Source organism: Maribrevibacterium harenarium (assembly GCF_006385675.1).
GTDB lineage: Bacteria > Pseudomonadota > Gammaproteobacteria > Pseudomonadales > Marinomonadaceae > Marinomonas > Marinomonas harenarium.
The window spans coordinates 1-21,348 of the sequence record NZ_VFRR01000011.1 but is presented as its reverse complement, the minus strand read 5'-3'; the positions used below and the strand labels follow the sequence as shown (position 1 = coordinate 21,348).

General features: G+C 48.4%; 19 protein-coding genes. 10 read left to right on the top strand and 9 right to left on the bottom strand.

All coding sequences use genetic code 11. The features are described from left to right. Positions 1 to 18: 18 nt before the first annotated feature. From FJM67_RS07200 to FJM67_RS07185, 4 genes are all read right to left on the bottom strand, one after another. Complete coding sequence (locus tag FJM67_RS07200; RefSeq protein ID WP_140588115.1) at positions 19 to 1,242, bottom strand: NAD(P)/FAD-dependent oxidoreductase; 1,224 nt, start codon at positions 1,240 to 1,242, stop codon at positions 19 to 21. A 12-nt stretch (positions 1,243 to 1,254) separates the two neighbouring features. After that, positions 1,255 to 2,106: an ABC transporter ATP-binding protein gene (locus tag FJM67_RS07195; protein ID WP_140588114.1), complete on the bottom strand. Its 852-nt coding sequence runs from the start codon at positions 2,104 to 2,106 to the stop codon at positions 1,255 to 1,257. A gap of 12 nt (positions 2,107 to 2,118) precedes the next feature. After that, a complete protein-coding gene (locus FJM67_RS07190) occupies positions 2,119 to 3,090 on the bottom strand; it encodes an ABC transporter permease (protein WP_140588113.1) in 972 nt (323 codons plus the stop codon). Between the two features lie 84 nt (positions 3,091 to 3,174). Next, entirely contained in the window at positions 3,175 to 4,563 is a 1,389-nt protein-coding gene (locus FJM67_RS07185; protein ID WP_140588112.1) for a CmpA/NrtA family ABC transporter substrate-binding protein, read from the bottom strand. Between the two features lie 621 nt (positions 4,564 to 5,184). Between FJM67_RS07185 and FJM67_RS07180 the strand changes: the two genes are divergently transcribed. The 6 genes from FJM67_RS07180 (at position 5,185) to FJM67_RS07155 (ending at position 12,943) form a co-directional block, all read left to right on the top strand. Beyond that, positions 5,185 to 7,848 carry a nitrate reductase gene (locus FJM67_RS07180; RefSeq protein ID WP_268888263.1) on the top strand — a complete coding sequence of 888 codons (2,664 nt, stop codon included), beginning with the start codon at positions 5,185 to 5,187 and terminating at the stop codon, positions 7,846 to 7,848. Next, positions 7,848 to 8,879 carry a glycosyl transferase family protein gene (locus tag FJM67_RS07175; protein WP_140588110.1) on the top strand — a complete coding sequence of 344 codons (1,032 nt, stop codon included), beginning with the start codon at positions 7,848 to 7,850 and terminating at the stop codon, positions 8,877 to 8,879. Before FJM67_RS07180 ends, FJM67_RS07175 begins: the two co-directional genes overlap by 1 nt. Before the next feature lie 46 nt (positions 8,880 to 8,925). Further along, on the top strand, positions 8,926 to 9,498 hold the full coding sequence (gene mobA / locus FJM67_RS07170) for a molybdenum cofactor guanylyltransferase (RefSeq protein ID WP_140588109.1): 573 nt from the start codon (positions 8,926 to 8,928) through the stop codon (positions 9,496 to 9,498). Between the two features lie 87 nt (positions 9,499 to 9,585). Continuing rightward, on the top strand, positions 9,586 to 10,857 hold the full coding sequence (locus tag FJM67_RS07165) for a nitrate regulatory protein (RefSeq protein ID WP_181161445.1): 1,272 nt from the start codon (positions 9,586 to 9,588) through the stop codon (positions 10,855 to 10,857). Between the two features lie 27 nt (positions 10,858 to 10,884). Continuing rightward, on the top strand, positions 10,885 to 11,754 hold the full coding sequence (locus FJM67_RS07160; RefSeq protein ID WP_140588107.1) for an acyl-CoA thioesterase: 870 nt from the start codon (positions 10,885 to 10,887) through the stop codon (positions 11,752 to 11,754). Positions 11,755 to 11,962: 208 nt separating this feature from the next. Next, positions 11,963 to 12,943 carry a GGDEF domain-containing protein gene (locus tag FJM67_RS07155; RefSeq protein ID WP_140588106.1) on the top strand — a complete coding sequence of 327 codons (981 nt, stop codon included), beginning with the start codon at positions 11,963 to 11,965 and terminating at the stop codon, positions 12,941 to 12,943. 3 nt (positions 12,944 to 12,946) lie between these two features. On the opposite strand, the gene queG is transcribed toward FJM67_RS07155, so the two are convergent. Together queG and FJM67_RS07145 are read right to left on the bottom strand one after the other, a co-directional pair. Further along, complete coding sequence (gene queG, locus FJM67_RS07150) at positions 12,947 to 14,029, bottom strand: tRNA epoxyqueuosine(34) reductase QueG (protein ID WP_140588105.1); 1,083 nt, start codon at positions 14,027 to 14,029, stop codon at positions 12,947 to 12,949. A 66-nt stretch (positions 14,030 to 14,095) separates the two neighbouring features. After that, positions 14,096 to 14,362, bottom strand: a complete 267-nt coding sequence (locus FJM67_RS07145; protein WP_140588104.1) for a hypothetical protein — start codon at positions 14,360 to 14,362, stop codon at positions 14,096 to 14,098. 422 nt (positions 14,363 to 14,784) lie between these two features. Between FJM67_RS07145 and FJM67_RS07140 the strand changes: the two genes are divergently transcribed. Beyond that, positions 14,785 to 16,503, top strand: coding sequence for an acetolactate synthase 3 large subunit (locus FJM67_RS07140; protein ID WP_140588191.1), 1,719 nt, complete (start codon positions 14,785 to 14,787; stop codon positions 16,501 to 16,503). A 2-nt stretch (positions 16,504 to 16,505) separates the two neighbouring features. Beyond that, positions 16,506 to 16,997, top strand: a complete 492-nt coding sequence (ilvN, locus tag FJM67_RS07135; protein WP_140588103.1) for an acetolactate synthase small subunit — start codon at positions 16,506 to 16,508, stop codon at positions 16,995 to 16,997. Positions 16,998 to 17,091: 94 nt separating this feature from the next. On the opposite strand, the gene FJM67_RS07130 is transcribed toward ilvN, so the two are convergent. Beyond that, the gene (locus FJM67_RS07130) at positions 17,092 to 17,280 is read right to left on the bottom strand and encodes a DUF1127 domain-containing protein (RefSeq protein ID WP_140588102.1); all 189 of its coding nucleotides are present in this window, start codon (positions 17,278 to 17,280) and stop codon (positions 17,092 to 17,094) included. Positions 17,281 to 17,483: 203 nt separating this feature from the next. On the opposite strand from FJM67_RS07130, the gene FJM67_RS07125 reads away from it, so the two are divergent. Further along, positions 17,484 to 18,911, top strand: coding sequence for an aminotransferase-like domain-containing protein (locus FJM67_RS07125; protein WP_140588101.1), 1,428 nt, complete (start codon positions 17,484 to 17,486; stop codon positions 18,909 to 18,911). On the opposite strand, the gene ilvY is transcribed toward FJM67_RS07125, so the two are convergent. Then, positions 18,908 to 19,792, bottom strand: coding sequence for an HTH-type transcriptional activator IlvY (gene ilvY, locus FJM67_RS07120; RefSeq protein ID WP_140588100.1), 885 nt, complete (start codon positions 19,790 to 19,792; stop codon positions 18,908 to 18,910). The two genes, FJM67_RS07125 and ilvY, sit on opposite strands and share 4 nt — an antisense overlap. A 134-nt stretch (positions 19,793 to 19,926) precedes the next feature. Between ilvY and ilvC the strand changes: the two genes are divergently transcribed. Then, the gene (gene ilvC, locus FJM67_RS07115) at positions 19,927 to 20,973 is read left to right on the top strand and encodes a ketol-acid reductoisomerase (protein ID WP_328591927.1); all 1,047 of its coding nucleotides are present in this window, start codon (positions 19,927 to 19,929) and stop codon (positions 20,971 to 20,973) included. A gap of 129 nt (positions 20,974 to 21,102) precedes the next feature. On the opposite strand, the gene FJM67_RS07110 is transcribed toward ilvC, so the two are convergent. Then, a complete protein-coding gene (locus FJM67_RS07110; RefSeq protein ID WP_268888265.1) occupies positions 21,103 to 21,237 on the bottom strand; it encodes a diguanylate cyclase domain-containing protein in 135 nt (44 codons plus the stop codon). Positions 21,238 to 21,348 lie beyond the last annotated feature (111 nt).

Sequence of the window (21,348 nt, the reverse complement as noted above, 5' to 3'; positions counted from 1 at the left end):
CCTAATGGTGAATTCAGCTTAACTGGCTTGGCAGTAGGTTTCGCCAAAAAGCAGGCGATCGCTGAACGGAGTTATATCGGTATTGTTTTGAATTAGCTGGAAGTACCAGCCGCCATCGGCAACATTGCCAAACAGAATTGCGCCGACTAATTTGCCATCTTTGACCACTAGGCGGCGGTAGTGGCGAGCACTTGGGTCTTTGAACACGAACGATTGCCCGCCTTCGAATTCATCCAAATTACCCACCGAAAATAGGTTGATCCCTGACACCTTTAATTTCACTGGTGTCGGTTTAACTTGAAATGGCCCGCGGTAGTTTTTATGGCTTCCTACCAAGCGTGCGACCAACACATCCACTTGATCCCAAATGGGGGCCACTAAGCCAAAGGTTTGTTTGCGGTATTCGGTACATTCCCCAAGGGCAAACACATTTTGGCAAGACGTTTCTAACCACTCGTTGACCACAATGGCTTTGTTGACCTCAAGGCCTGCGTCTTTTGCCACGCTGACTTCCGGTACAATGCCTGCTGTCATCACGACACAGTCAGTATCTAATTCCCGTCCTGAGTTCAGACTAATGCGCTTGATACGGTTTGTGCCTTCATCAATCAGTTCTTTAAGACCATCGAGCAGAATGAAATGCACCCCTTGTGCTTCCAGTTCGGCTTGCAGTAACGCAGCCGCTTGGGTATCCAGCTGACGGTTTAATAGGTGTGAAGAACGGTGCACCACGGTAACGCGATGCCCCCGTTTCACTAAACCAACCGCGGCCTCAAGTCCTAGCAGCCCCCCGCCGACAACTACGATTGAGCTGTTGTCTGGTAGATTAGCCATCTTGGCAACATCGTTTAAATCCCGAAAGCCGATTAGGTTTTCGTGCAGTTGTTCACTGCTCTCTGGCATACGTGAGCGCGAGCCGGTGGCGAATACCAGTTTATCGAAGCTCAAAATCTGCCGGTTTGATAGCGTCAGTTGGCTGCTGTCTAGCTTTACTTTGGTCACTTGGGTGCCAGCAAGAATATTGACGTTTGACTGCTGCATTGCAGATAAGTCAACCAGCGCCATATCTGACTCGGAAATTTCGTCAGCCAGTAGTGGAGACAGCATGATGCGGTTATAGCCAACGTTGGCTTCTTCACTGATCAAGGTAATGTCATACAGATGCTGTTCTTGTTCGCTCAGGGTCTTGGCTAGTTTTACCCCTGCCATGCCGCCGCCGATAATGACCAAATGTTCGCGCATAGGAATGTCCTGTTAAGCCTGTTTCGCGCTAGGGCGAACAATCGGTGTCTTTTTCGCTTCGCGGTGCTTATCCAGTGGTTCGACTTTCTTTTGTTTTTCGTACAAGAAAGTCAAGACTTGGGCACGGTAATCCACGTAGCGGGGATCATTGGCTAACGCTAAGCGATCGCGAGGACGTTCAAGATCCACATGCAGAATCTCACCCACGGTCGCCGCCGGGCCATTGGTCATCATGACAATTCGATCGGAAAGCAGCACGGCTTCATCTACGTCATGGGTGATCATGATGACGGTGTTGTTTAGATCCGCTTGAATTTCCATCAAGGAATCTTGCAAGTGCGCACGGGTTAGGGCGTCCAATGCACCGAATGGTTCATCCATCAGAAGAACGCTGGGTTCCATTGCCAACGCCCGGGCGATACCGACACGCTGTTTCATACCGCCAGAAATTTCTGAAGGACGTTTGTCTTTGGCGTGACCCATGTGCACTAGGTCTAAGTTATGGCAGATCCAATCGTGCATTTCTTTCCTGTTCATCTTGCCTTTAAATACTTGCTTCACGGCTAGCTCAACATTTTCATAAGACGTTAACCAAGGCAGCAAAGAGTGGTTCTGGAATACCACAGCACGCTCGGGCCCAGGGCCTTTTACTTCTTTGCCACCAAGCATGACACCGCCTTCGGTGGCGTCGTAGAGACCGGCAACAATGTTTAGAACGGTTGATTTCCCGCAACCGGAGTGCCCAATAAGAGATACAAATTCCCCTTTAGCAATCTTCAGATCTACTTGGTCTAGGGCTTTGAATGATCCTCTTGGCGTCGGGAATTCGATTGATACATGGCTAATATCTAAGTAAGTCGACATGGTAATTTCCTCTTATCGCAACACTTGGGATTTGTCCCAAGACACGTATCGTTGAATCATGAGCATGGTGCGATCGAGTAAGAACCCAATCAGACCAATGACGATTACCGCGGCCATGATGCGGCCAAGGGATTGTGAACTGCCGTTCTGGAATTCGTCCCAAACGAACTTGCCGAGACCAGGGTTCTGCGCCAGCATTTCGGCAGCGATCAACACCATCCAAGCAATACCAAGTGATAGACGCAGACCGGTAAACATCAGTGGGATAGAAGATGGAATGGCAATTTTGATAACGTGGGTTAACCAGTTCAAACGTAGTACTTTCGACACGTTTAATAGGTCTTTGTCGATTGCTGCGACACCTACCGCGGTATTAATTAAAGTTGGCCATAGGCAGCAAAGGGTCACGGTAAACATGGAAGTCAAAAATGACTTGGAGAACATTGGATCGTCGGACACGTAAACGGCACTGACCACCATGGTAACAAGGGGTAGCCACGCTAACGGCGATACCGGTTTAAAGGTTTGAATAAGAGGGTTAAACGCGTTGTAAACCGCGGTGTTCAAGCCAATGACGATACCACCGGGGATGGCGATTAAGCTTGCTAGCAAGAAACCGGCGAGCACTGTGTAAAGGCTGGTGCCGATTTGGTCAAAGAAAGTGGGCTTGCCTGTGTATGGACGAACCGTTGGCTCATAGGTTGGATCTTTTTCAATACGAGCAGCATTACGCTTTTCTTGGCGCTCATAAAACTCTGCTTCTTTTTCCCGTTCACGCTGGTGATCGGCAACCAAGTTTTGCATTTGTTCGTAAACGGCAGCAGGGCCAGGGAAAGTACCTAATGACGTTTGAATTTTGCTGGCGCCCACGTGCCAAAAGGCAAGAAATACCAGAATCCCCACCAAGGGTAGAAGCATGTTTTTAATGGATAACTGGCTAACCCAGTTGGTAACGGGTTTAAAAGTTAAGCTTGAGATAGTCATAACTTGGCCTCAAAAATTAAGCAATTAAGGGTGCACATCCCTGTGCAGTGGAAGGGTCCGAGAGTCGTTTCCGACCAGTTCAAATTACAGAGTATCGCCTTCTTTTAGACCGATTTTGAAGCTCTCAAGGTAGCTGTTTGGATAACGGCCGTCGTAGGTTATGCCATCGATAAAGCCAGTCTGAGCAGGCTTGAAGCCGGTTTCCGTTTTGAAGTCAGGGAAGTCTTTCGCATCCATCACGCCTTCGTCGATGAGGTCTTGTGCCGCAATTGCGTAGATGTCTGGGCGGTAAACTTTCTTAGCGATGTCCATGTACCATGAGTCGGCTTTCGGCTCAGCAATTTGTCCCCAACGACGCATTTGCGTCAGGTACCAAATTGCATCGCTGTAGTACGGGTAGGTAGCGTTGTGACGGAAGAACACGTTGAAATCTGGTACTTCACGCACGTCGCCTTTTTCGTATTCGAAGGTGCCGGTCATACTGTTGGCTATAACGTCGTAGTCCGCGCCCACGTATTGGCTACGAGACAAAATTTCTACTGCTTCTGGACGGTTCGCGTTGTTGTTGTCGTCTAGCCATTTCGCCGCACGGATCATGGCTTTCACGACGCGTAGGTGAGTGTTCGGGTATTGTTCAGCCCACTCGTTGCTTACGCCGAATACTTTCTCTGGGTTGTTTTTCCAGATTTCGTAGTCGGTGATAACTGGAACACCAATGCCTTTGAATACGGCTTGTTGGTTCCATGGCTCGCCCACGCAGTAACCGTGGATGGTGCCGGCTTCAAGTGTCGCTGGCATTTGTGGTGGTGGGGTCACAGATAGTAGAGCGTCGGCGTTAATTTGGCCGCTGATGTCGCCTTTCGCTGGTGCGTAGAAACCGGGGTGGATACCGCCCGCCGCTAGCCAGTAACGAAGCTCGTAGTTGTGTGTGGAAACAGGGAATACCATCCCCATGTTGAATGGCTTACCTTCGGCCTTGAATTTTTCAACAACAGGTTTTAGTGCGTCAGCTTTGATTGGATGAACCGGTTTACCGTCTGCACCTTTAGGAATGTATTCTTTCATTTGTTCCCAAACGTCGTTGGAAACCGTGATGCCGTTACCGTTTAAGTCCATGCTGAATGCGGTAATGATGTGAGCTTGTGTACCGAAACCGATGGTGGCGCCTAGAGGTTGACCTGCCAGCATGTGGGCACCATCCAATTGACCATCTATGACACGGTCTAGTAGCACTTTCCAGTTCGCTTGTGCCTCAAGAGTCACATAAAGACCTTCGTCTTCGAAGTAGCCTTTTTCATAAGCCACAGCCAAAGGCGCCATATCGGTTAGCTTAATAAAGCCGAACTTTAGGTCTTCCTTTTCTGGCCAACCTATCTCTGCCTGTGCTTGACAAGCAACGGCTACCAAACAGGCAGCAGCCAATTTGCCAAGGCTAAATGATGGTGTTGCGGTCTTGATTCCTAGTTTCTTCATTGCTGTTCCCCGTTAAATTGTGATGTTGTAATTGGTAGATAAGGCAAAAAAAAACGCTCGATGTCGCTTCACTGATTAAGTGGAGCCACATCGAGCGTCGTTGCTCGTAAACCTGATACGTCATCGCATCAAGCCGTTGGATCACCTCAAAAAAGGTGTCCCGGTGCTATCTGACACCTGTCCGCATCATGGGATTAGGTGAAATGTTGCTATGGATAGTCCTAAGCATAGAGCGTGCCTATTTTTTTATCTGTTTGAAAAATAAGAATTTTTTATGTCTTTGGCTTTTCCATAATGCCATCTTCAACCTGATAATTATGATGCGGGATTAAAAATGTTGGTTTTTGGTGCGTTGCTAAAGCCATCGTGCATCGTAACGTTGCATTTTGATTTTTGCGTTAGCGGAGGGGCGTCAGTTTTCATCGAGGTATTTTACTGTGGTGCCGTATAGTGCCGAGGTTATCTTCTCAAAAAGCGTCGTTGGCGTGGATATTGCTTACAGTACGATAACAATTTAACCCCATCGAACTGTTAAAGATGGGAGTGGCAAAGAGGCCCAATGTTTTCGGTGTAACCGAAGGACATTGGGCCTCTTTGCGTTTTAGAAGAGGAAGCATTCCTGTGAGAAATACAACTTACAAAACGACCTGCCCTTATTGTGGTGTTGGATGTGGAGTAGAAGTGACTCAAAATGATGATCACACGAGCTTTAGCTCTGTAAAGGGAGATAAAGACCACCCCGCCAATTTTGGACGTTTGTGTGTAAAAGGTAGCAGTCTGGCCGCGACTCTGGGTAGAGAGGGGCGTTTGCTCGAACCGACTATTTATGGTGCTAAAGCCACTTGGGATGAGGCATTGACGTTAATCGCCGACAAAATTCGCACCACGATTGAAAATGAGGGCCCCGGCGGTTTGGGTTTCTATTTGTCAGGACAGATGCTGACGGAAGACTATTACGTCGCCAACAAACTCGCCAAAGGTTTTCTAGGCACTGCGAATGTGGATACCAATTCCCGACTGTGTATGGCGTCTGCGGTGGTCGCGCAAAAACGTGCCTTTGGCAGTGATACCGTACCCTGTAGTTATGACGATATTGATCACGCCGAGTGCATCATTATGGTGGGGTGGAATGCGGCGTGGACCCATCCGATTGTGTATCAGCGTATTGCAGCGGCAAAACAGCGTCGCCCTGAATTGAAAGTCATCGTGATTGACCCGCGTAAAACAGCAACTTGTGACCTAGCGGATTTGCATCTAGCGATAAAACCTGGCTCTGATGCCCATGTGTTTAACTATCTACTTTGGCAAACTGAGCGTGCCGACAAGCTTGATCGGGACTACATTAACGCCCATGTGAACGGCGTTGAGTCTGCCCTTGAAGCGGCACGAATCAGCAGTAGTCAATGCCAAACCCTTTTGGCGACAGGATTGTCTCAAGCTCAGCTTGACCAGCTTGTGGCGACTTGGTTGTCATGCGAGAAAACGTTGACTTTCTATTCTCAAGGGGTGAACCAATCTTCTAGCGGGGTCGACAAAGGCAACGCCATCATAAATTGTCACCTAGTGACTGGCCGCATCGGCAAAGAAGGTGCGGGACCATTCTCCATCACGGGGCAGCCAAACGCCATGGGCGGACGTGAGGTTGGCGGCTTAGCTAACCAACTTGCAGCCCATATGGATTTTGCAACGCCCGGTGCGATTGAGACAGTGCAGCGTTTTTGGCAAGCGCCAGCGATGGCGACCGAAAATGGCTTAAAAGCCGTGGATATGTTCCAAGCGGTCGAGGCGGGACAAATCAAAGTGCTGTGGATTATGGCGACGAATCCTCTCGTGAGTTTGCCGGACAGTCATCAAGTGCGTCGAGCATTAAAAAAATGTGAGCTTGTCATTGTCAGCGATTGCTACGCCGGCACTGATACCGCGACCCTAGCAGATGTGCTGTTACCTGCCACCACATGGTCAGAGAAAGATGGTACGGTCACCAATTCCGAGCGTTGTATCTCTCGTCAGCGTGGTATTCTGCCGCCGCCGGGCGAAGTGCGCCATGATTGGTGGGCAATTTGTGAAGTGGCAAAACGCCTAGGTTTTCAAAAGGCCTTTAGCTATGAACATCCCCACGAGATTTTTGTTGAGCACGCCGCCTTATCGGCATTTGAAAACAATGGTCAGCGAGACTTTAACATCGGCATGATGAGTCAACTTACGCGCCAAGAGTACGATCAGCTAAGCCCGATCCAGTGGCCGGTAACACAAGATCAGCCCTATGGCACCAAGCGGATGTTTGTGGATGGGAAATTTTTCACCCCCGATCAAAAAGCACGCTGTTTGCCGATTCTACCGAAAATACCATTTATCTCTACCAGTAGCGATTTCCCCTTTGTGCTCAATACAGGCCGTGTGCGTGACCAATGGCACACCATGACCCGCACTGGGCGTGCCCCCATTTTGAACCAGCATACGGATCGTCCCTATGTGGCGATTTCTCCGGCGGATGCGAATGCTCTAAAAATTCAAGAAGGGCAGTTACTCCGACTCAAATCCCCAGTTGGACAAGCCTGTTTGCCAGCGAAAATTACCGCAGACCAAACGCCGGGAAATCTTTTCGTCCCAATACATTGGAACGATCAAAATACCAACCACAGCGTGGTGTCTCGCCTAATTCCACAAGTGGTGGATGCGCTATCTGGGCAGCCTGAATCTAAACATGCCAGTGTAGCCATCGAACCACAAAAAGTGGCCTACTACGGTACAGTGTTATCCGGCGACTCACTGCGTACTGATCTATTTGACCATTGGTGTCGTGTTGGTTCTGAAGGCGGTGAACGCTACGAAGTCGCACTATTTGATACGGTTTCCTTGTCGTCTCTTTGCCTGCAATTGGTCGGTGTGAACGGTAGGGGAACAGGCGAGTGGTTAGAGTACACTAACCCAATTAATGGGGATCAGCGTTTTGCCTACTATGAGGCGGGTGAACTCAGACTGGTAGCCTATTTCTCGACAACGCCTGATTTAAATTCCAAAAACTGGGTGATGGAACGTATAGGTCAATCCATCCAAGAGCCATTAGCTCGTATGGGTGTGCTAGCTGGTTCACCGGTAGATGTTGTCGACAAAGGGGACGTTATTTGCTCCTGTTTCCAAACTGGCAGTGTTTCGATTCAAGACGCGATTGAAGCAGGATGTGATTCAGTTGAAGCGCTTGGTGAAGCCTTGTCCTGCGGCACCAACTGTGGCTCTTGTATCCCAGAATTAAAACGATTTTTAACATCAGTGGAGGCGGTCTAATGCGTGGACGTCATTTTACTCAATTTGTACAGCAGCTTGGCCGCGGTAAGCGTGGTGCTAAAACCTTGTCGGAGCAACAAGCCTACGAGGCGATGAACTGCATTCTTACTGGCGACGTGCAACCTGAGCAGGTGGGGGCTTTTTGGATGTTAATTCGTATGCGTGAAGAAACCGTCGAGGAAACCGTCGGCTTTACCCGCGCTGCGCGTGAACACCTTGGGGTGACGTTTGCTGATGACAGCAATCATGAAGAGCCTGCTAAAGGCCAGCGCCCTGATATCGATTGGCCAGCTTACGCCGGGAAACGCTCAGAATTGCCTTGGTTTGTACTGTCAGCGATGACATTAGCACAAGCCGGCTTCAAGGTGGTGATGCATGGTTACCGCTTTAACAATGAAGAGCGAATTTTTGTTGAAGACGTAGTGGGGTTGCTGGGCATCCCTGTGGCACAATCTCGTACACAGGCGTATAAAACACTATCCACTGAGAATATTGTCTATTTGCCTCTGGCGGCGTATTCGCCTGAATTGGCCGAGCAAATGGCGTTAAAAGATACCCTGGGGCTACGCTCGCCGGTGAATACGGTCGTGCGTATATGTAATCCACTCGGTGCAACCCATTCGGTACATGGCGTTTTTCACTCTGGTTATGACACTTTGCACCTTGAGGCAGCGAAGCTTCTTGGCGATCACTCCATGGCGGTGTTTCGTGGTGGTAATGGCGAAGCAGAAGTAAACCCAGAGCGCGATGTTTGTGTGAGCTTTTTACAAAACGGTGTGGCGTGTATGCGTCAATTTACCAAATCCAGTAGTGGTCATATTCATCAAAAAGATAATTTAGATCTCTCTCGACTCAGAGATCACTGGTTGGGAATGAGTAATGATACCTTTGGTGAACAGGCGGTAATTGAGACCTTGGCGGTTGTATTGTGTCTTATCCATGTGGGGCTCACCCATGAAGAAGCTCGACATGAGGCGTTACAGATGTGGTTACATCGTGCTCCCCATTTGATGGCTGCGAGCGTTGCCTAATTAAGAGGGGTCTATGGTTCGCGAAATGATAGGGGTTCAATGAAACATGGCTATAGAAGTGACTGGCGTAGCGCTTTCTGGTGGTGAGGGACGGCGCGTTGGCGGAGCCGATAAAGGGTTGATGACGCTACATGGGCGAGAATTTGTAGACTATGTGCTCAGTGAAATGACCACTCTATGCTCCACGACACTGCTGAGCATTAATCGCAATGAGTTAGCCTACCGCTCGATTGCTGAACGCTACGAGAATGTGTCGTTACTGTTTGATAGGCCAGAATATGCCCATCAGGGACCCCTATCGGGCTTATTGGTAGCGCTGGAAAATGCAACGACATCCCACGTATTAGTGTGTCCCTGTGACACACCATTTATCTCACGGGATTTGTTTGCTGCACTGTTAAAAATGGCTCAAGCCTCCCCAGCTGGTGCGTTTTACATTCAGGCACACAATAAGACCCATCCCTTGCATGCCATCTTGCCGGTTGAGGCCGCTTTAACTCAGCTTAAGTCCTTCCTACAGCAGGGAGATCGGCGCGTAATGAAGTTTTTAGCATCGATTCAAGCACTCCCCTTGTTTTGGCTGAATGATGATGAGTTGATAAATTTAAATTATGGTTAGTTTGGGTTTTATGGAGCGTCCTCGTAGTCACGGGATCGATCAGGCGACATAATAAGGGAAATGTTCAATCAGAGTTTGACCACTAACATGTTTGATCTAGCAACCACTACCGAGCACTTTTTGATCGCAGCAAAAAAGGCTGAAATCCGTAGTTTGGATTACTTACTCTCAAGCTGCCAATTGGTGCAGTCCACAACGGAACTGATTCACGAACTACAAAAGGAGCGCGGTCTTTCAAATAGCTTCTTGGTTTCGTCAGGGGAGCGTTTTGCGTCCGAGTTGCAGGCTGAACGAACCCAGACAGATGCCGTATTAGCGGGTTTTCTTCAGCATATCAGAGCGCTTGATATTGAACGAAGCGATTCTTTTTCTAGCAATGTGTATAGCCGTATTGCCAGCTCCTTACATCTTCTAGAAGCCCTGCCTGCAATCCGCGATAAGGTCGACCGCTTTGAGGTCCAGGTCGATGCAAACACTGACTATTACAGTCGTTTGATGGAGTCATACTTAGCGATCATTTTTGAAACGGCAGACTTGTCCACTGATCCAGATATCACTCGGTTGCTCGTTGCGCTCTTTAACCTGGTACAGGGAAAAGAATACGCAGGATTAGAGCGAGCTTGGGGGTTAATTGGTTTTACCGCGGGGCACTTTTCTACCTTGGAGCAAGAACGTATTCAGACCTTCCAAGAGCATCAGGCGCGCTGCTTTGGTATTTTTGCCGACGTGTCTAGCGTAAAGCTTGCCAAGGCTTGGCGCGAGGTGGAATGCAGCAATGCCACCCAAGAACTTGTGCGGCTCCGAGTGCTCATTGAGCGTGCCTTACTAAAGGAAGCCTTACCTAGCTCTATGAGCGAGGTTTGGTTTGCCACCACTACTGCTCGCATTGATGCGACGCGTCAAGTGGAAATCTTAGTAATGGAGGAACTCTTGTCCGTATGTTGTGAAAAGCAGCGTCTCGCTCAGCAAGAATTACAACGCCACATGGGCTGTCTACAATCCCTGAGTTTACATAGTGAAACTCTATCACCAAGACCTAGTGCTACGTTTTCATTCTCTATCGAAAGTGAGCAAGATATCAGTAATTTCGCCAAAGCAACCACCCTGTATGAGTTGGTCAATAATCAAGCGAAACGCATCAAAGCAGTCAGTGACGAACTTGCCAAAGCCAAACGCACATTAGAGGAACGCAAAGTGATTGAGCGTGCCAAAGGCGTCATTATGGTAAGCCAGAAGGTGTCCGAAGAAGTAGCCTACCAACAACTGCGTAAAGCAGCGATGAATAAAAGCAAGCGGCTCATTGACATCGCTGAGAATGTCATCAGTGTTTATGATATGGTTAGTGCCCCTTCAAAGTAATGTCATTTATCTACATAGGATGGAACAATGAACCAAGTGTTGGCTAATCTCGTTCATTTATTGACGCTGGAGCGTCAGTCTGAATTGGAATTTATTGGACACAGTCAAGATTTAGGTTTCCCCCAAGTTTTTGGCGGGCAAGTTGTAGGCCAAGCCTTGAGTGCGGTACAGCAGACGGTAACCGATCGCACGCCTCACTCGTTACATTGTTACTTTGTTCGTCCGGGCGATGCCAAGCACCCTATTCGTTACAGCGTAGAAAACGTACGCGATGGTGGCAGCTTCAGTGTGCGTCGGGTAATCGCTTCCCAATTTGATCAAACTTTGTTGGTGATGACGGCGTCTTTTCAGAGCTTTGAAGAGGGCCTAGAACATCAAGACGCCATGCCAAACGTGCCAGGTCCGGAGTCATTTGAGGCGGAGCTTGCATTGTATCGCGCTCACGCAGAGGAAATTCCAGAACGAGTTCGGGATTTGCTCACAGCCGAGCGTCCCATTGAATATCGCATTGTCGAGAACCAAAACCCGTTTCGACCGCGCCCGAGCATTCCAAAGCGTCATATGTGGATTCGCGCCGTCGATACTTTGCCAGATAATGAAGCAATCCATCGTTCGATGCTAGCTTATACGACCGATTATGGCTTTCTAGAAACCGCGTTGCACCCCCACGGTGTGTCAATTGGGCACCCGAGTGTACGAGTGGCCAGTCTGGATCACGCTATTTGGTTTCACCGACCGTTTCGTTTAGATGAATGGTTGCTCTATGTTGCGGATAGCCCTTCAGCGTCCGGTGGCCGTGGTTTTGTTCGAGGTCAGATTTTTAATCGGCAAGGTCAATTAGTTGCTTCTACTTCCCAGGAGGGTCTGGTTCGAGTTCAGGGAAGAGAAACTAAATAAGGTCATTTGTAAGTAAGTGTAAGTTTGTAAGGCATTCGGTTGCAAAATATGCTATTTTCCTTGCCAATTGTTACAGAAGTGTAACTTTAGGTGTTGTAGTTTCTTATTTGTTCTTTAGTCTAGCTAGCCAAGGTATCTTCTCATAGCCTGCCAAAGTGAGAATGTGGGTTGTAGCCAAACAAAAGATACTGTGCATGGGAAAAGCATCGTGAAAAAGCGCGTCAGTATTGTCTACTTGTTATTACTCAAGGTACTCGCTTGCTACGCTGCTGCAGCGGCTGTCGGGGTGCTGGTATATTGGCTGTGCGCCCATTTTTTCCATACCGATGCAAAATCCACGATGGAGCATCTTTCCCTAATTGGTGTGGCTGTTGCCTCGCAATTTATCGTTTTTGCACTTTTGTTAAAACGGTTACTGCATCAGGAATTGAGTCGGGTTCTAAGAGGAGTGCATCGGGAGTTGCGTTTTCTAGACTTGAAACGTCCCGAACCAATCTATCCAAATAAAAAGTGGCTACACTTCCTCGAATACGAATCCCTCTTGGCTGCTATTAATCGCATTATTGCTTCGTTGGCAGAGTCACGCCGCGAGTTGCAGATAAATAATGAGGCGTTGGAACAGCGAGTTGCAGATAAAACCGCCGAGCTACGGGAGCAAAATTTAGAGTTAATCAAGCTTAACCAGAAACTGTCCCGTTTAGCGAATACCGATGCTTTAACCCAAGTGTATAATCGGACGCGCTTTGATCAGCTATTTCAAGAGCATGTGGAAGTCTCCCGACGTCGAGGAACCGCCCTAGGATTCTTATTGATTGATCTGGATGATTTCAAAAAAGTGAATGATCGCTATGGTCACCAAACTGGTGACAAAGTGCTCAAGCATGCAGCGGCCTGCATTACTAAAGTCATTGGCGAGAACGGTATGGTCGCCCGCTGGGGTGGGGAAGAATTTGCCGTGCTATTGCCATACTTTGAGTTAGATAAAGCCATGGAGATAGCGGAACATCTGCGCCAAACCCTAGCAAATACACCATTTGATATACAGCATATCCATATCACCACCAGTATCGGCGTGGCGCAACTCAGGGATGATGAAACGGGTGATGAATTGTTGAGTCGTGCCGATGAGGCGCTCTACAGCGCCAAAGGTAAGGGGCGTAACCAAGTCATTATGGCGGCAACTGACTAAATCTTATGATGTGACCCCATGCTGTGCTAATGCCCAGATCACATGTTCTTTGACTAACTCTGATTGGCTTGCTGCAAAGGTTTGTTGTAACACCGCGATAACGGCTTGACTGGTAGGGGCATTCCCCAAGGCCACAGCAAGATTACGTTGCCAGTTGATAAACCCCGTACGCCGAATTGGTGACCCTGCCGTCCTTTCCAGAAATGTTGTTTCATCCCACTGCATAAGCTCTACCAGATCCGCAGCATCAAGGTTATGGCGTGGCTGAAAGTCGTCTTCCTTGGAATAGTTGGCGAACTTAGTCCAGGGGCAGACTAGCTGACAGTCGTCGCAGCCAAATATGCGATTGCCCATTTTGCTGCGTAATTCCACCGGAATACTGCCGTTGTACTCTATGGTTAGATAGGAAATACATTTGCGCGCATCCAGTACCCATGGGCCGACGAAGGCATCTGTTGGGCATTTATCTATGCATGCTTGGCAACTGCCGCAATGGCGCTGCTTGGTTGGCGGGTCCACGGGGAGCGGCAGGTTGGTAAATAGCTCTCCAAGTAGAAACCAACTGCCAGCTTTTGGTGTCAAGAGTAGCGTGTTTTTGCCCACCCAGCCCATACCCGCTTGTTCGGCAATGTGTCGTTCTAGTACTGGAGCGCTATCGACAAAGGCCCGGTAGCCATGATCAGCGACTTCATTAGTGATGCGTTTGCCCAATTCCGTTAATCGTTTACGAATGACTTTGTGATAATCGCGCCCAAGGGCATAGCGGGCAATGTAGGCTTTGTCTTTACTTTGTAGACGCTTCACCGTTGCCACATTTTCCGGCAAGTAAGGCATGGAGACGACGATCAGGCGCTGGGTACCTTCATGCAGTGCTGCCGGGTCAAAGCGCAGTGGCATATGGTTGGCGAGATAGTCCATTTCCCCCTGATAGCCCTGTGCTAGCCAGTTTTCGTACTCTTCTCGGTGTTGTGATAGCTCAGGGGCAACAATGCGACAATCACTAAAACCAAGCTCTTGCGCCCAAGATTTGATGCGTGTAGTTAGTTCGGCGAGCGCCTGTGGGGAGGATAGTTCAGAAGAGAGCACGTTTTAACCAACATTATGGCCCGCACGGTTTAGCTGCGGGCCAATCTGTTTTAATGAGTTGGCAAATTAGTAAAGCATTGAATCGCCTTTAACCACATCCATTAACAGTTTGATAAAAAGCTTATCTGCTTCGGAATGGTCTTCGGTGATTTTCAAAGTAGTTTGCGACGAAACTTCTTCGGCGATACGTTGGTAGGCGTTGGGTTCGTTAATGTGTTCTTTCGCAATACGTACTAACTCGGCCGATAGCTCTGGCTCCATTAGCATTTTGCGGAAGCAGCGCAAAAACTCATCAATAATACGTTGTTTGTTTAATTCTTTATCGGAAGCCATATGTAAACTCCTATTCCGTGATAGACGCTATATCACCATGATTAATGCATGCCCGCAAGTACTGCTTGACTATATGCGCTATTTCGTTGACACCAACGCCCTAGCTTGCGAAAATGCCAACCAAATCAGCAACACCCTGCTGATATTGCTCTTCCCGGTGGCCAACAGCCCCTTTCAATTTAGACCATATTTGGTCGCCGTACACATGGTGTCGAAACATGAAATGTATGTTCGGCGCTACTCCTCGCGAAAAACGCGGACAGTGTCACAACTGCAAATGCTTGCGTTTGAGTGCTCATTGACTTAAGTATCTCATAAGTTTCGCAAACTTCGACTTAGTAACTTTAATCTGCTGAACCAATACGGTTACAATAGGTGATCGATAATGATGCAGATAGATGAACACGATAGAGGGTAACAAGGTGGATTTATTATCCGGTGGTGAAATGATCGCCCGCTTCCTCAAAGATGAGGGAGTTGAATACATTTACGGCTATCCCGGTGGTGCGGCGTTGCACATTTATGATGCACTGCACCGTCAGAATGATGTCAAACACGTACTTGTGCGCCATGAACAAGCGGCGACACACATGGCCGACGGCTACGCCCGTGCGACTGGGAAACCAGGCGTCGTCCTTGTGACCTCTGGTCCTGGTGCGACTAACACGGTGACAGGTATTGCGACTGCCTTTATGGATTCCATCCCTATGGTGGTAATCTGCGGTCAGGTAATGAGTTACCTAATCGGTGAAGATGCCTTCCAAGAGACCGATATGATCGGTGTGTCTCGTCCAATCGTGAAGCACAGCTTTACCGTGAAGCACCCAGCTGATATTCCGATGATCCTGAAAAAGGCATTCCATATTGCTAGCACAGGCCGTCCAGGTCCCGTGGTTGTGGATATTCCAAAAGACATGACCATGCCGAATGAAAAGTACGAGTACAAATACCCTGAGTCGGTATCTTTGCGCTCTTACAACCCACCGGCAAAAGGCCACAGCGGTCAAATCAAAAAAGCGGTAGATCTACTAATCGCCGCTAAGCGTCCAATGATCTACGCCGGTGGTGGTGTCATCATGGGCGGTGGCGCTGATTTGTTGACCAAATTGGCCCAGCAGCTTGGCTACCCGGTAACTAATACATTAATGGGCCTTGGTGGTTACCCAGCTACGGATGACCAGTTTGTAGGCATGTTGGGTATGCACGGTTCCTATGAAGCCAACATGGCGATGCACCATAGTGACTTGATTCTGGCCGTGGGCGCCCGTTTTGATGACCGTGTGACCAACGACCCGGACAAATTCTGTCCTGGTGCGAAAATCATTCATATTGATATCGACCCAGCTTCTATCTCTAAAACCATTCGTGCAGATGTGCCTATTGTTGGCCCAGTGCGCCAGGTATTAGAGGAAATGCTAACCGTGATCGACGAAGCACCGGCCCGCTCTAACAAAGAAGCGATTGGTAACTGGTGGAAGCAGATCAACGAGTGGCGCAAGGTACACGGTGGCCGTTACGACACAACGAGTGACAAGATCAAACCGCAAGCAGCAGTTGAAGCTTGCTGGCGCGCCACTAATGGCGATGCATTCGTGGCGTCTGACGTGGGTCAGCACCAAATGTTTACTGCTCAGTACTACAAATTTGCTAAGCCGTACCGTTGGATCAACTCCGGTGGCTTGGGCACCATGGGCTTTGGTTTGCCAGCGGCTATGGGCGTGAAAATGAACATGCCGGAAGAAACCGTGGTCTGTGTTACCGGTGAAGGCTCGATTCAAATGAACATCCAAGAGCTATCCACCTGCCTACAGTACGGTTTGCCAGTCAAAATTCTATGTTTGAACAATGGCTATTTGGGCATGGTACGTCAGTGGCAAGATATGAACTATGAGGGTCGTCACTCGAACTCTTATATGGATTCCCTGCCTGATTTCAAAATGCTGATGCAGGCCTACCGTCATGAGTACGTGGAAATTCGTACTAAAGACGAGCTCGACAGCAAAATGGCGGAAGCCTTTGCCATGAAAGACAAGTTGGTATTCATCAACTGTTTTGTAGACCCGGAAGAGCACGTTTACCCAATGCAGGTTCCTCGTGGTGCCATGCGTGATATGTTCTTGAGCAAAACGGAGCGAACTTAATTATGCGTCACATTATCTCAGTTTTGATGGAAAACGAACCGGGAGCCTTGTCGCGCGTAGTAGGTTTGTTTTCCCAGCGTAACTTCAACATCGAAACCTTGAACGTTGCACCGACCGATGATCCAACTTTGTCACGCCTTACGCTGACAACCTTTGGCTCTGATCAGGTAGTTGAGCAAATCACTAAACAACTGAACAAGTTGATTGATGTGGTGAAATTGGTCGACCTGACGGAAGGTCAACATATCGAGCGTGAAATGATGCTAGTGAAAGTGCGTGCCTCTGGCGCTCAGCGCGCCGAAGTGAAACGTACGGTGGATATCTTCCGTGGCAATATTATCGACATGACACCTTCTATCTATACTGTTCAGGTAGTGGGTGAATCTGATAAGTTGGATGGCTTTTTGCTGGCGTTGGGTGGCACCCACGTGCTAGAAGTTGTGCGTACCGGCGTATCTGGTATTGCCCGTGGTGAGAAAACCCTGTCTCTGTAAAGCGGTTGTGTAAAAAGTCACTGTAATTGGTGGCTGAAATTGCGACTAACCGTCATACAAATAAAAAACCGCGCCCTTTGCTTGGCGCGGTTTTTTATTTTCTTCCTAGTGTAATTTGCCAAATAAGACGCCATAGGTTGGCTTTGTAAACTTCCTGACGACGTTGTTCTTCACTGATCCCCACATCCTCAAGGATACGGCTATCTGCTTGTTTAAGTTGCTGGCGAGTACGCCACAGTTGCCATTGCTCTGCGATAAAATTAATCAATGCTGGAACGATCATCTTCCTCTCCTTTAGCGTTTCCTTGGTTGGGTTTAAACGAATATTAAGAAGTAGGGCTACTATTTTGTATGTCCAGCTATATTGGTATTTTCCCATACAGAGGCTGTTAAAATGGCCTGTATGGAGAAAAAATCCCCAATCTGTATGCTAATGAATAACAAAATATGGTTTATAACTAGATTTATGGAGTTGGGGAGGTAAATATGAGTCTATACGCGGAGCTAGCTCAACGGCTGCGAGAGCACATTGAGCTGGGGTTTTATAAGGCGGGCGATCGGCTACCGTCGGTTCGACAACTGGCCAAAGAGCATGGTGTAAGTATCTCCACCATACAAGAAGCCTACCGCTTGTTGGAAATGGACTGTCTCATCGAAGCGCGCCCGAAATCGGGCTATTTTGTGCCAGAGGCGAAGCAACAATCTGGGGTGCCGAATATTTCCCGTCCACCGCAACGCCCATTGGATGTTTCCCAGTGGGAAGAAGTGTTGAATTTGCTGTCCAATCGTACCGAAAATGCGGTGTGTCAGCTCCAGCATGCTATGCCAGAAATGAGAGAAGCGACCCTAAAGCCATTGATTAAGAGCTTGCAGGAACTGACCAAGCAACGTCCTTACGATGGCATGACCTATGGGGATATTCGTGGGGATTATAGCCTGCGCGAACAGTTGGTACGCTTAGCGGCAGCTTCTGGCTGTTCGCTGCATCCTGACGATATTATTGTGACTTCCGGCTGTCAGGAAGCTTTGTCGGTTTGTTTACGTGCGGTGGCGAAGAGTGGCGACATCATCGCTGTAGAGTCCCCCAGTTTTTACGGCTCCATGCAAGCGATTAAAGCAGCGGAACTCAAAGCGATGGAAATTCCTACCCATCCAACCGAAGGGATGAGTTTGGAGGCTCTGCGTATGGCGTTAGACCAATGGCCAATTAAAGCGATTTTGGTGACACCGACGGTGAATAATCCCATGGGCTACATTATGCCAGAGCCACGCAAACGGGCATTGTACGAGCTTGCCCGGGAGTATGATGTGGCGATCATCGAAGACGATATTTATGGTGACTTAGCCTATGAATTCCCTAGGCCGAAAAGTGTCAAGTCGTTCGATGAGGATGGTCGTGTATTGCTCTGTTCATCCGTATCAAAAACCCTCGCCCCAGGATTTCGAGTAGGTTGGATTGCACCAGGGCGCTATCGGGATACGGTCACCCATATCAAATATGTTAGCAGTTCCATGTGTCCGATTCTGCCGCAAATTGCGGTGGCAAATTTCATCCGCCATGGCGGTTATGACAAGCACTTACGGCGGATGCGCGCCTTGTATCAAAATGGGCGTGATCGTTTGCTCGCCGATATTCGTCAATATTTCCCTGTTGATACTTTAATCAGTTATCCCCAAGGCGGATTTGTGCTCTGGGTGGAACTGGGTCACCAATATGACGCCGTGAAGCTGGCGCAAGTGGCTGCGAGTCATGGAATCTACGTGGCCTCAGGGCAGATGTTCTCGGCCACGGGCAAATATCGTCACTGTATGCGCTTGAATTTTAACGACCGCACCGCAGAAATACGGCGCAATAGCATTCGGCTACTTGGACAATTATTACAATCCGACGCGGCGCTAGCCCTAGCCAGTTAGTCAGTAATTTGATCCCAAAAGGCTTTGATGATGGGGTTGGCAAGACTCTTCTTTAGGGTAAACAGCCCCACGTCAAATGCTTCCAGCTCTGGACTGACTTTGAGTATTTGTACGCTGTCCACTAACGGACTGTTATCCAGTACTAAAGTAGGTACCACGCCAATGCCAAACCCTAATGCCACCATGCTTACAATCGCTTCATTGCCGGAGACTTGGGCGTAAATGTTGGGTTTTACCTGTTGTTGTTTGAACCACTGATCTACCCGTACCCGAGCGATGCCATCTTCCGACACTATCATGGGCACGGTGGCCCAATCGACTTTACCCACTTCATTGGCATTGAGGGCTCGCAGTGCCTGAGGATCCTTTGGCGCAATAAACACCAAGGGGGAAATGGCGATCCGTTTGAAAGCGAGATTAGTCGGAACATGGTTGGGGCGCGCTGCGATACTGATGTCTTCCAGACGATTTAACACCCGCTCCATGGCGGGCACCGGGTCACCGGTATGAACCTTGAGTTCTATCTTGGGGTAACGACCGCGAAACTCACTCAAAATGGTGTACAAGAAACTATAGCTTGCTGTCACCGAGCAATAGAGGCTGATCTCCCCGGCGAGTTCTTGAAACTGGTTGGCTAAGGATTGCTGAAAGTGCTCCCATGCCCCTAGGCTTTCTTTGGCGTAAATAATGAATTTTTCCCCTTCGGGCGTCAGATGCACCGAACGGTTATCACGCAAAAACAAAGGATACCCCACCACATCTTCCATTTGTTTGATATGACGGCTCAAGGTTGACGGGCTCATATGGTAGGCTTCGCTAGTGCGACTGAAACTCAGTGATTCACTTAAGTGTAAAAAGATTCTGAGACTCTTAGTGTCCATGGTAATACCTATCGCCCATTATGGTTGTGGGTAAGTATGGGTGTTGCAAAAAGTGGCATATAGTTTTGCAAATATATCATTTTACGCAATGAAATGTTTGCTTTATCTTAGCCCTCAAGCCGTATTATCGGCAGATAACAAAATCCCTTTTATGGAGCAATAACATGCAAGTTTACTACGATAAAGATTGTGATCTTTCTATCATCCAAGGCAAAAAAGTTTCTATCATCGGTTACGGTTCACAAGGTCACGCTCATGCTTGTAACCTTAAAGACTCTGGTGTTGACGTAACTGTAGGCCTACGTGCTGGTTCTTCTTCTCGCGCTAAAGCAGAAGCTCACGGTCTTAAAGTAGCTGACGTTGCTGATGCGGTTGCTCAAGCTGACGTAGTGATGATCCTGACTCCAGACGAGTTCCAAGGCAAACTATACAAAGAAGAAATCGAGCCAAACATTCAACAAGGTAAAACTCTTGCCTTCGCTCACGGTTTCTCTATCCACTACAACCAAGTTGAGCCACGCGCTGACCTAGACGTAATCATGATTGCGCCAAAAGCACCTGGTCACACGGTACGTTCTGAATTCGTTAAAGGTGGCGGTATTCCTGACCTAATCGCGGTTTACCGTGACGTTTCTGGTTCTGCTAAAGAAGTTGCACTTTCTTACGCAATGGGTGTTGGTGGCGGCCGTTCTGGTATCATCGAAACTACTTTCCGTGAAGAAACTGAAACTGACCTATTCGGTGAGCAAGCAGTTCTTTGTGGTGGTGCGGTTGAGCTGGTTAAAATGGGCTTCGAAACTCTTACTGAAGCAGGTTACGCTCCAGAAATGGCGTACTTCGAGTGTCTACACGAGCTTAAACTAATCGTAGACCTAATGTACGAAGGCGGCATCGCGAACATGAACTACTCTATCTCTAACAATGCTGAGTACGGTGAATACGTAACTGGCCCAGAGGTAATCAATGAGCAGTCTCGTGCAGCAATGCGTAACGCGCTAAAACGTATCCAAGATGGTGAATACGCTAAGATGTTCATCACTGAAGGTGCGACTAACTACCCATCAATGACTGCACGTCGTCGTAACAACGCGGCTCACCCAATCGAACAAACTGGTGAGAAACTACGTGCGATGATGCCTTGGATTGCTGCGAACCGTATCGTAGACAAAACTAAGAACTAATCATTATGGCTTAGCTCTGTATAGGGCGAAGTGATAAACAAAAAGGCCGCTGGATATTCCAGCGGCCTTTCTTTTTTGACTCGTGCTAAACTTTTCAACGTGCACAAGATTGGTAGGAATTGATCTGCCTTAATCTGCTTTGCGATAGAAACAGACTTTTCCATCAAGTCCGTGTTTGGCTTGGTACAGGGCCTGATCCGCATGGCGTACTAGATCTTCTTGATTAGTGCCATGGAGTGGGAATTGGGCAATGCCAATTGAGATACCAACAGGTGCTTGATACCGTTCCTAGTTGTATGGAAAAATATTCCATATCGCCGGGCGAACAGTGTTCCCGGCTGTGAGTGCTCCAAGCTTACGCTCGGGCACTTACCC